The organism is Nitrosomonas sp. Nm51 (assembly GCF_900111165.1).
GTDB lineage: Bacteria > Pseudomonadota > Gammaproteobacteria > Burkholderiales > Nitrosomonadaceae > Nitrosomonas.
This window is the reverse complement of record NZ_FOGH01000015.1, coordinates 48840-60513: the sequence shown is the minus strand read 5'-3', so window position 1 is coordinate 60513 and position 11674 is coordinate 48840. Positions and strand designations below refer to the sequence as shown.

Here is an 11674-nt window from a genome sequence, read left to right as displayed (position 1 = left end):
GATTGAAATACCATCAGCGTAATGCAGCAACACTTGAGCCCTTGGGATTTCTCGCAACGGAGCCTTGCGGGCCTTGCTTATTTGTTCAAGTTTGCCCCGTTGATCGGCCGACAAAGACAATTCAGCGCGTTGTGTTTTTCGAGCCATGACACCCTCCTGGTTTTTATTTGAGAATAGCCTGAAAAAGACAACTTGTAAATATTTTATTGAAACATTATACTAGTTCTGCCAGCGGGCGTTGGAATACCTCATAGGTTTCTTCATGATAGTTTTGTACACGTATGGTGACTGGGATGGCGCTGAGCGGATATAGACCGAGTATCTGGGGAATGATGCGGTAATCCGAGGGCACCTTTACGCGCTGCCTTAACAAAGTCAGACGGTTACTATCAGCCAAATCCGCAGACACTAAACGAGGGTAGCAGCTGTCTATCGCGTTTTGAAGATTGCCGCCAAAGCTGGCCGCTAACTTGGCTTTGCTCGCCGCCGGGAGTGAATCCAGCTCGATTTGGCGTGCAGTACGGTCAGTGTCTGCTAGATGGCCAAGCCAGGTTTCCTGTTGGGTTGGTAAAAGTATTTGCTGATTGAAACTTGCGAGAAACCGGGTGCTGCGCAGATACGGAAAACCTGGTACCCGCATCGGTCTGGATGGCGAGAAACCCGCCTTGGCTGCTGCATTGTCTAATGCAGTAAATAATTCTAAACATGGTTGCGCAGCAACCGTCGTTGGTAGCGGTGTCGTCGGGACGGCACAGCCAGGTAGCAGGCTCATCAGTGCTAATGGCCATAACGTTGACGTTGGGCTTTTATTCCATATCCAACCAATCACACGGTTTAGGAAATGCATACAGCTTTACCTCTTTACCTCTTCGCTGCCAGGTTCAGATTGTCAGTTGTACCACCAAACAGCCTTAGGTAGCAAGGACATCAAATGGATTCGGTGCGCGACCATCGTCTTGCAGAGCTTTATCACTGGCGGGCGTTGCCGGGCGTCTTCGAAGAAGTTTGAGCTATCTTCTTGGCTGAAGTCGGCGAACATTTCCAGTTCGAGCGTGGAGGGTATTTCTGTCTGGAGCCGGATAGTCGACCCGGTAGACCTTTGGTCTTTAACCGGGTCGTTGCCTTGCCAGATACTGAGTTGAGGTAGCTTGATGCCTAACGCGGACAGGTTCTGGCGGCACGGCATCATGATCTCATTCCAGCCGACCATCAACTGATTCAGAATGTCAAATCATATCCGACTTTGGCGCACTCGGCCTTCAGGATATCAAGACTGTTTTTGAACTTAGGCAATTGCTGCTCGGGTGTTTGTCCGCCATCTGCCGGGGGCATCGTTTTGCCGATAGCTTTTTGCAACAGGTCGCGGCACCAGACCTTGTTGACTTCGGCAAAGGCATGGCAAGAGCGGCAATCATTGGCGGCGATCACGCTGGCGGCTTTTTTCCAAGGCGGATTGCCCCATTTATCACCCTTGTTGGTGTTGTCCACATTCCTTGTTGAGATTGGTGTATAGCGCTTTTCCGGCTCTTCGGCGATGCCGTCCAGAACGGTACCGGGATGCACGATAAAGGCATTGCTCCCCAAGTGACAAAACGTGCATTTCAGCGGCTTAGTTCCCTTGGTGCCGTCCTGGTTGGTGAAGGTGGTGTAGGTGGGAATGGTGTTGCCATTGAGTTCAAAATCGTCAATTTTTTTGCCGAACGGATTGGTTTCCGAGGCCCAGAAACAGGCATTGCCGGTCTTCTTGCCTTGGCAGATGATACCGACCACTTGCACATTGGCGGCTTTGTTGTTTTTGTCTTGCGTTTTGCCGATCTGATAGCGTACCGTGGCGGCGCAGAGTCCGGCAGGGGCGTTTGTAGACTTATAACGCCAGATATACAACGGATTGAATCGCGAATCGGAAAAGATCTGCTCCCCGGGGAGCGAGCCGATCTCGGCCCAGGTGGGTTGTCCGAAGGGCGGAGGAACTGGCACGCCAGCCTCACGGCAGGTTTTATTGTATGCCAGGGACGGAGGCTCGCCACCTCTGGGTGGAAGGTTTTTGTCAGCAGGTTTCCCGTATTCCCGATCTCGGTTGCCGGCCGGGTCGCCGACCTGCACTTTGCCATGGGCTTTCAAGTTATAAAAATAAGCGGCCTCGTCAATACTGAGTTCGATCGGTTCCAGGGCCTCGTCAAAAAAGTTGAAATGGAAATCGAAAGCAACTCGTTCGATCTTTGCCCTGTTAATTTTCGCAGTCTCAGATGGTTGTTCAACCTTGTCGGTGCAGCCGGACAACAAAGACAGGCTCAAGAATATCGCTAAAACTTCTGTTCGACCGGCGCCGAGCAGGAAACGGTGCAATAAGTACCATTTGCTTCGACAGAATTGTGCAGATATGACTGAGCTTCTTTTATTATAGTGCCCGGCCAGATCGAAAGCCGAGTTTTCAGGATCGGGAGAAGCCGTATGTTGGGCAGCACGGGTAGGATGACAGGTGCCAAACTGCTGTTTTGGCTGGATTCCCGTCAAGTTCGAATTATTCAAACGATGCCCCGGTTCTGAATCTATGGCAGGATATATTTCAACGTCAACCCCAACCCCGTTTCCTGCCGTTGCGCCTGTTGGCTGGCCTGCTCGATGAACCGGTTCGGTAGACCATACGGCATGATCGCGATATTTTTGCCTTGCCAAACGGCCTGCACCATCATGCAGAAACTGCCAGCTACGGCTGATATGATTGAAGAACGAATGAAGAAGACCGTTGCCGACGTTGGTTTGGTGCCAAAACAAACCATCTTCGTTGGCATCGATGCAGACTTCATCGCCTGGGCCGAATCCTTCCTGTGCCTTTTGTACCAGAACAAATTCATTGCCACGATAGTGCGTGATGGGTAGTTGTTGTTTGCTCATCTTGATTTCTCCGCTTTATGTATATGTCCAAAAAGATTGAAAATTCCATTACTACTCTTAATACGTATGAGAAGCGGAAATGGCCCATTTCGTGGAGAATTCTTTCTTGTCTTCTGAGCCACTTGCAAAATTATCACGCGCTAACTGAAAAAAATTCGGTATCTGTCACGAGTGTCAATCAACACTCAAAATTTACCATGTATCAACAGCCAAAAGTTTCCAGTTAAACAATGTGCAATTTAATTATCAAGTGCGTTTTTATGATGCTTGAATCGATAGGAATCGTTACCGGTCTCGAGGTATCGCAGTGACGGATGATGCGGTCGAGTAAGGCGATGGCCATTTTTTCATCGCCAAAAACTTGTGCTCATTCAGCAAAGTCGAGATTTGTAGTAATGATCAGAGAAGTCTTTTTATATAGCTGACTGATGATATGAGACAATAAAGCGCCGCTGGATTCCGGGAAAGACAGATAGCCCGGTTCATCGAGAATGATGGCGTCGATTTGGATGAGTCGCCTGGCGAGCGAGCCGGGCTTGTCCAGCTGTTTTTCCTTCTCAGCACCTCCCGCTAATTCGAAAAGCATTTATTCCAGAATCAATTTGGTAAACCTTTTATGCATTTTGTTTTTTCAGGGTAAGCGAAATCATCCGGCTGACGTTGGCTGTTAAATTGGGCAGCCTGACTCCAAACTCCCTAAGCTGGTGAAATACATCCTTCAATTACGATTACTTTGGCTAAACCGATTGCATATTATTGAGGATCGCTAAATTTAATTTTGTTACTATCATACTGATACAATTAATCTGGCAGTGTCACGACGATGAAAACAGAATATGCATGCTGTGTGTACCTTGGCGATGAACTTGCACGTTACGCATTCGGAAACAACCATCCTTTTGGCCCGCTGCGCCATAGTGCTTTCAGCAATGCGCTGTACCAGAAGAATCTTGATCAACATGTTGACATCCTGAGGCCTGTTGCGGCCACACAAGAAATTCTTGAACTGTTTCACGAACATGAGTACATAGAAAAAGTTAAAGATTTGTCGGAGTCTGGCGGCGGTTATCTTGACCAGGGGGATACGCCAGCGTTTAGCGGTATGTATGACGCAGCCCTGACGGTTGCGGGGACAGTATGTGACGCGATTGATCGTCTTGTTGACAATGAATATACAAAAGCCTTCGTGCCGATTGCCGGCCTGCATCATGCGCGGCGCCATACCGCTGCGGGATTTTGTGTCATCAATGATTGTGGTATTGCCATTGAGTATCTGCGCCATAAGCACCATATCAACAGGATTGCCTATATCGATATCGATGCGCACCATGGCGATGGCGTATTCTACAGTTTTGAAAATGATCCCGATCTGATTTTTGTTGATTTTCATGAAGACGGTCGTTTTTTATATCCGGGGACCGGAAATATCACCGAGACCGGGAAAGGCGGCGCCAAAGGCACCAAGCTGAATTTTCCGATGCCGCCTGGCGCTGGTAATGAATTATTTATGCAGGCATGGCCGCGCGCCGAAGAATTTATACGCACGGGTAAACCGGAGTTTGTGTTAATTCAATGTGGTGCCGACAGTATATGTGGTGACCCGATAACGCACATGGCATATACTGAGTGTGTGCATAAACATGTAGTAACAAGTGTTTGCCGCATTGCCAACGAATTTTGTGGTGGCCGCGTGGTGGCACTGGGTGGCGGCGGCTACAATCTTGACAATATTGCTAAAACATGGACTACTGTTGTCAGCGCCATGATTGAAGTGGACCGAATCTGAGGCGCATCCACGTGTTAACCGAATTGAGCAGAAACAGTGAAATGAAATTTACAGCAACAGCAAAATAACTTGCAATTCCTTCAAAATTGGCTTTCTTTCCTGACCCGTAAAGCCTGACTTTCGCGGCTGTGACCAGCGATCGTGTATTCTGAAATATGCGGGTGTTGCCTTTGGGCTGGATTCTTCTGTCGAAACCCCCTGGTAATCGCGAGGCGCTCGGATATTATTACCAGATTTAATCGATAACCGATCAGTCAATTATTGATATCTTTTTAAAAGGAGAAATATGAGTCTATTTTTTAAGAAAAAATATTTGTTTTTTACGTTTTTCCTGCTTGCTGTGGGAGTAAATGCTTCGTCGTTGGCTTTGGATGGCCCGCCCGAGGCGCTGGAAAGTATTGATGCACACAAAAAAGTAATCAGCCCGGAAGAATATTTTTGGATTGAAGGTCAGGCGCGGTTTTTCGCCCGCATTGACAGCGGCGCTAAAAGTACGTCGATACATGCAACTGATATCGAAGTCGAAGATGCCGCGGAAACCATGATGGACAATGTCGGCAAACAGGTTAATTTTACTATTGAGAATGAAGAAGGCGAGACATGGTCCATTTCAAGGCGTATCAGTTCTGTTACTCAGGTACGCAATTCACAGGGTGTTGAATACCGTTATAATGTACCTTTGCGTCTGGGCTGGAACGGTATCAATAAAACGGTTGATGTAAATTTACGCGACCGCAGCAAAATGACGTACAAATTGTTGATCGGCCGGGACTGGATGCATCGTGAAGTGGTTATTGATCTGGAGCAGTGAAACAGTGACGCTGCATTATTGTTGCGTAATGCAGGAATAGCCGATACTCTGTTTTTGAGTGTGCGACCGGAATGACAGCGTCCAATAAAACATTATTTTTTGAAAAAAATGTGTCTTCAAGTGCTGAAAAATTTACTGGATTGGATAAACGGCAGTCGATGCTTTGGATAGCAATAACGGCCGTGATTGATGAGAAATAGTAGCTTTCATATGAAAAGACGAACTTTTTTACAAGCTGTTGTTACGGCCCCATTCATTGCCGGGTTGTCGCGCATGCGCAAAGCAATTGCCGCAACACAGGATGAAGGCTGGCGCACATACGAGGTGATTACAAAGCTCGACATTACGAATCCCTCCGGTATTTCGCGTGCCTGGGTCCCGCTGCCTTACATGGAAAAAACTGACTGGCACACACTGCTCGGTACTACATGGTCGGGCAACGGACGGACAACAGTTATTACCGAGCCAAACTATGGTGCAAAAATACTTTATGTCGAATGGCGGGAAAATGAGCAAGCGCCACATATTGAAGTAATTAATTCTTTTGCTACGCGTAACCGCGCCGCAGATTTCATCAGGTCCAATCCGGGGTCACTGGCCACTGATCCCCTGTCACAGCGCGAAATAGAACGCTATACCAAACCGACTGAACTGATACCGACAGACGGCATCGTGCGTGACACGGCAAGAAACATCACGCGTCTGGCCAGGTCAGACATTGAAAAGGCGTATGCGATCTACGAATGGGTTGTGGAGAATACTTTTCGTGACCCTAAAGTCAACGGGTGCGGTTGGGGCGATATCAAGACGATGCTGGAAACAGGTTATTTCGGTGGCAAATGTGGCGATCTCAATGCGCTGTTCGTCGGCCTGACCCGGTCGGTCGGCGTGGCAGCACGCGATGTCTACGGATTGCGCGTTGCGCCCTCGCGACTGGGTTACAAAAGCCTCGGACTCGGCAGTACCGATGCGAGCAAAGGACAACACTGCCGTGCTGAATTTTTTGCTCAAGGTATAGGCTGGGTGCCGGTCGATCCCGCCGACGTACGCAAGGTAGTGCTGGAAGAGCCACCCGGCAATCTGCAACTAGACGACCCAAGAGTCATGGCGATACGCAGGAAATTATTCGGCACCTGGGAAATGAACTGGCTTGCTTATAATACTGCGCATGACGTTGTTCTGCCAAACTCACGAACCAGGCTCGCTTATTTCATGTATCCGAATGGCGAAAGTGGTGGAAAGGCTCTGGATCAACTGGATCCCGATACCTTCAAATACACAATCACCGCTCGGGAAATCAAAACACCTGTGTAAAGTGTAAACACCTTGTCACGCGATTTTTGTTTAGCTATTGAAGCAGCACAAGGTGATATGTCAAAGGTGATATGTCAAAAGCAAACGCAATTATGAGTGCCGGGAAAATTGCCCTAACGCAAACAGTCCAAAAAGGGGGGTGTGCTGCCAAAGTTGCTGCTTCCGAATTACATCGAATTTTACAGCAGGTAAAGTTTCCGACTGCTCACCGCGAGCTGCTCGTTGACGGCGGTTTGTTTGATGATGCGGCGATTTATAAAGTAAATGATGACGTTGCATTGGTGCAAACCCTGGATTTTTTTACGCCGATCGTAAATACGCCGCTTCTTTTTGGAGAAATTGCGGCGGCGAACGCTTTAAGCGATGTTTACGCCATGGGTGGCAGGCCCAGAACGGCCATGGGAATTCTGGCTTTTCCGATGGCGACATTACCCGAGCATGTGATTGTCGATGTCATGCAGGGGGCCAGCAATAAAATTGCCGAAGCAGGGGCTAATTTTGTGGGCGGTCATTCTATTGACGATGATACGTTGAAGTTTGGTCTTTCCGTAACCGGATTTGTCAATCCACAACAGGTGTGGACGAATGCCGGGGCGATAGCAGGGGATCATTTGATTCTTACCAAAGCGTTAGGCACCGGCACCATGACCGCCGCGTTAAAGAGACAAGCAGTAGATGAAGAAGATATTATGGAGGCGCTGCTCGGTATGGCGGCTGTCAATAATGTTGCTGACTTGATGAAGCCCGGGTTAATAGCCGCCATTCACGCGGCCACGGATATAACGGGTTTTGGCTTCTCAGGACATGCCATGCAAATGGCTCATGCCAGTAATGTGACTTTAAAAGTGGACGCGGCCGAACTGCCCCGGTTTAGTAACGCATTAAACTATCTGGAAAATTCTTTTTTAACAAAGGCGCACAGGACTAACAAGGAATACACTGAGCCTGACATCGATGTGTCGAGTCTGGATAATCTGCACAGGCTATTGATTCATGATCCGCAGACAAGCGGTGGTTTGTTATTGAGCGTTTCCGCCGAAGCAGGTCATGACATGGTTCAGATTTTGCGCACAAAATTCAAATCTGCTGGGATTATCGGACAGGTTTTACCCCGTCAAGAAAAAGCGGTGATCTTTGAGTAATCAGCTTGTCATCATTGATGAATTAAAACAATTATTTGCAGCGGAAACGCCGTTGATTGACCTGCGCGCGCCGGTTGAATTTGAGCAAGGCTCGCTGCCTGAATCCGTTAATATTCCGATACTCAATACTGAAGAACGCGCGTTAATCGGGACCGCCTATAAGCACCAAGGTCAGGAGGCCGCAATCAGGCTTGGCTATCAAATCGTTTCTGGACCGGTAAAAAAAGAACGCGTTGCGCACTGGTGTCAGTTTGTTGCCGAGAACCCCCATGCAGTGCTTTATTGTTTTCGTGGTGGGAGGCGATCTCAAATTGCGCAACAATGGTTGAAAGATACAGGTGTTGAAAGGCCGCTACTCGCCGGCGGATACAAAGCCGCACGCCGGTTTTTGATGCGCTTCATCGAGGAATTCGGCGCAAAAAATCGATTTATTCTGTTATCAGGCCCTACAGGAAGCGGCAAAACAGCGTTGATCAATGCGGTAAAGAATTTCTACCCCGCTTTGGATCTGGAGTGCCTTGCGCACCACCGCGGCTCGGCATTTGGGGCCTGGCGCATTCCGCAACCGGCACAAATTGATTTTGAGAATCGTCTGGCCGTTGCGCTTATGAAATTAGAAAACAAGTTACTGCCGCAAACAAGCCTGCTAGTTGAAGACGAAAGCCGCCATATTGGAAAAAATTGTTTGCCGGACAGTTTTTTCATTCACCTGAGAAATTCAGAGGTTATTTGGCTTGACGAACCGCGCGCTGTCCGCGTCGATAATATTTTTAACGATTACATTCTCAATACGGTCATCGGCCATGCTTTCCAGAAAACAGGGGCGGAAGGAAAATCGATGCAGGAACAAGCACTAACAGTTTTTGAATATTACAAAAAAGCTTTAGTGGCAATCAGTAAGAAGCTCGGTGGACTGCGAACCCGGGAAATTATGATTGATTTAGCGTCGGCCCGTTTGGATTTTCTAAACAGGAATGAAATTCAATCCAACAAAATCTGGATTGAAAAATTGTTAACGTATTATTACGATCCGCTTTATCTTAAATCATTGAAACGCCGCCAGGTGACGGTAATCTTTAAAGGCTCCAACAGCGCGGTCATTGAATATCTTAAAAACGGCACGAACGATTTCGCGGCAAATCGTCCAGGTTACCAGCACGCACGGTTTTCAACTGATGTATCCTAATCATTATTTTTATAAACAGAGGCTTGTAAAAATAATGATGATAACACCTGACGCTGATTTATACCGGCGCAGGTCAGAGAATATGGTAACTTGTATAAACGTATCGCTGATGATGTAACAGATCTTGAATCCTCATCTATTAGGAAAGCTATGGCTATATTCAAATGGACCGCAATTTTGTTTCTTTCTTTGCTGCTATTGTTTGCTGTACTGATTTCGCTGATGGACTGGAACTGGGTGCGTGACTACGCGGTCCGGCAGCTGAGTGAAATGACGGGACGGACGCTGGTTATAAAGGGAGATCTGGATATTAGCTGGTCTCTGGCGCCGCATATCCGGCTCGAGCAGATCAAGCTTGAAAATGCGTCATGGAGTGAGCGGCCATACATGCTTGAAATTTCTGCACTAGAGCTGCAAATTGATCTGCGCAGGTTAATCGCGGGGCAGATAGTGCTGCCTGAAGTGTCATTGTTTAGCCCCGCCATCTTTCTCGAGAAATCGTACGATGGCAAGGCAAACTGGGAATTTGAAATTGTCCCTGTTGGCGACCCTGCGCCTGATGAACGCACCGAGTTTCCAGTCATTGAGCGGCTTAAAATTGAAAATGGATTGCTTGTTTATGACGATCCGGCTGCTGATACCGATATAAAAGCAACGCTTGCTTCCGTGCGTGGAACGGAAAATCACCGAGATTCGTTCACTTTGCAGGCTAAGGGAAAAATACAGGGAAAGACGCTGGATGTTGATTTGAATGCCGATCCGCTTCTTGCGCTTCAGGAAACCGAGAAGCCTTATAAACTGGTTTTGGATGTCCGCTTGGATGACACGGTTGCCAAAATCGATGGCACGTTGCGGCAGCCGTTTCAGTTGAAAGGGCTGGATATGTATTTTGAGGTACAGGGACCTAATCCTGGCCGTGTATCAACCATTCTGGGCTTTCCGATGCCCGATTTGCCGCCTTATCGGTTAGCGGGTGAGATATCCCGTTATGGCGATATCTGGAAATTTTCCGGCTTTGATGGCCGTGTGGGTGACAGTGATTTAACCGGGGATATTGATGTCGATATCGGTCAAAGCCCGCTTTTTATCAAAGCTGATCTGACCTCGCAAAAACTGGATTTGGATGATCTTGGCCCTCTGATCGGCATTGCGCCGGATACCGGTAAAGGGGAAACGGCTTCGGCGCCGCAAAAGAAAGAAGCCAGAAAAGAGGAAAAAACGCCAACCGTGCTGCCTAAAGATGAAATTGACTTTGAAGCATTGAAGCAGGTAAATGCTGATATTCATCTGCGTGGTAAACGGGTTGAATCAAAACTGCCGTTGGATGATCTGACGATGAAAATCAGCATTGAGGGCGGCAACCTGATTCTTGCGCCGCTGAATTTCGGAATTGCAAGCGGTAATTTGCGCTCTCGTATTGAACTGGATGCAAGCCAAAAACCAATTGCCAGTAAAATTGAAGCTGAAATCCGGCACGTGCGGCTAAACGAAATGTTGAAATATTTTGACATCGCCGATGACAGTGCAGGAGTGGTAGGTGGCCGGGCCGTATTTTGGTTCAATGGCGATTCGATTGCACAGATGCTGGCTGCGGCCGATGGCGGCTTGTTGATGTTAATGACGGGCGGTCAGTTTGACAACCTGCTCATAGAGATTGCCGGGCTTGATATAGGTGAGACGCTGGTTGCATTATTCGATGATGAAACAGATACCGGTATCAATTGTGCTTTTGTCGATCTGCCGACTGAAAACGGCATGATGAGCTTGGAGACCTTGGTTGTGGATACCAAGGATACTGTTTTTCTAGGAAAAGGTACAATTGATCTGGCCGGTGAAAAGCTGGATCTGGTCATTGATCCTAATCCCAAGGATTTAAGCCTTTTTTCCGCGCGCGCACCGCTTCATATCGGCGGCCGTTTCAGCAGTCCGGATTTTGTTCCCGGTTCTTCGGCGGTATTACGCGGCGCCGCGTCGCTTGCTTTGCTGCCCTCGGCTCCGATTGCAAGCCTGATTTCATTATTGGAAGAAGATGGCGGGGAGGAAAACATACACTGCTCCGGTCTGGTGGAAGCCATTAATGAGGCTCGCTGATGCAGGCTGATTGGTACAACCGGAAATTTTTTACATGCATGGGCTTAGACTAAATGATTAACGATTTGATTGATCACAAATTGTGCCGATGCTGGCATGTGTTCGGGTTGTTTATGGTCATGGCTTTGCTTGGCGGCTGTGCCGGCATGCTAAATCCTGAAACGATAGAGGCAGAACCGCGTGAGGACGTTATTCTGGCAATGAAAATTAAATCAAAGCTGATTGAATCGGAAGAGTTGAGCGCCGCCGCTATTCATGTGGATGCGTCGAGTGGTATGGTGAAATTGACCGGGTTTGTTGAAACGCACGCTCAGCAAGTTCTCGCCGGTCAAATAGCGCGGCAAACCGATGGTGTCATCCGGGTTGAGAATTTGCTGGAAGTGAAATAATTTTCTAAAAATTAGCTGGTTACGGATTGTATTTGATTTAATGCGGCGTGAATCAAAATT

The 11674-nt window shown here is 48.0% G+C and carries 10 protein-coding genes and 1 pseudogene; 7 read left to right on the top strand and 4 right to left on the bottom strand.

All coding sequences use genetic code 11. The annotated features are described in order from the left end of the window. Nucleotides 1-214: 214 nt before the first annotated feature. The 4 genes and pseudogenes from BMY60_RS07285 to BMY60_RS07275 all read right to left on the bottom strand — a co-directional run. Complete coding sequence (locus BMY60_RS07285; RefSeq protein ID WP_143057385.1) at nt 215-772, bottom strand: hypothetical protein; 558 nt, start codon at nt 770-772, stop codon at nt 215-217. Between the two features lie 117 nt (nt 773-889). Further along, the gene (locus BMY60_RS15720; RefSeq protein WP_177166620.1) at nt 890-1213 is read right to left on the bottom strand and encodes a hypothetical protein; all 324 of its coding nucleotides are present in this window, start codon (nt 1211-1213) and stop codon (nt 890-892) included. A 5-nt stretch (nt 1214-1218) separates the two neighbouring features. Beyond that, entirely contained in the window at nt 1219-2895 is a 1677-nt protein-coding gene (locus tag BMY60_RS07280; RefSeq protein ID WP_090332537.1) for a hypothetical protein, read from the bottom strand. Nucleotides 2896-3134: 239 nt separating this feature from the next. Continuing rightward, nucleotides 3135-3472: pseudogene (locus BMY60_RS07275) on the bottom strand (ATP-binding protein); the annotation flags it as partial. 246 nt (nt 3473-3718) lie between these two features. On the opposite strand from BMY60_RS07275, the gene BMY60_RS07270 reads away from it, so the two are divergent. The 7 genes from BMY60_RS07270 to BMY60_RS07240 all read left to right on the top strand — a co-directional run bounded on the left by BMY60_RS07270 (nt 3719) and on the right by BMY60_RS07240 (nt 11614). Continuing rightward, nucleotides 3719-4681: an acetoin utilization protein AcuC gene (locus BMY60_RS07270; RefSeq protein ID WP_090332535.1), complete on the top strand. Its 963-nt coding sequence runs from the start codon at nt 3719-3721 to the stop codon at nt 4679-4681. A 286-nt stretch (nt 4682-4967) separates the two neighbouring features. Next, the gene (locus BMY60_RS07265) at nt 4968-5492 is read left to right on the top strand and encodes a putative ATP-dependent zinc protease (protein ID WP_090332533.1); all 525 of its coding nucleotides are present in this window, start codon (nt 4968-4970) and stop codon (nt 5490-5492) included. Nucleotides 5493-5702: 210 nt separating this feature from the next. Then, nucleotides 5703-6806: a transglutaminase-like domain-containing protein gene (locus tag BMY60_RS07260; protein ID WP_090332532.1), complete on the top strand. Its 1104-nt coding sequence runs from the start codon at nt 5703-5705 to the stop codon at nt 6804-6806. Between the two features lie 71 nt (nt 6807-6877). Further along, entirely contained in the window at nt 6878-7948 is a 1071-nt protein-coding gene (gene selD / locus BMY60_RS07255; protein WP_256250747.1) for a selenide, water dikinase SelD, read from the top strand. Next, the gene (gene mnmH, locus BMY60_RS07250) at nt 7941-9134 is read left to right on the top strand and encodes a tRNA 2-selenouridine(34) synthase MnmH (protein WP_090332530.1); all 1194 of its coding nucleotides are present in this window, start codon (nt 7941-7943) and stop codon (nt 9132-9134) included. Before selD ends, mnmH begins: the two co-directional genes overlap by 8 nt. A 150-nt stretch (nt 9135-9284) precedes the next feature. Then, on the top strand, nt 9285-11225 hold the full coding sequence (locus tag BMY60_RS07245) for an AsmA family protein (protein ID WP_090332529.1): 1941 nt from the start codon (nt 9285-9287) through the stop codon (nt 11223-11225). A gap of 53 nt (nt 11226-11278) precedes the next feature. Then, on the top strand, nt 11279-11614 hold the full coding sequence (locus tag BMY60_RS07240; protein WP_090332527.1) for a BON domain-containing protein: 336 nt from the start codon (nt 11279-11281) through the stop codon (nt 11612-11614). The last annotated feature ends 60 nt before the right edge of the window (nt 11615-11674 follow it).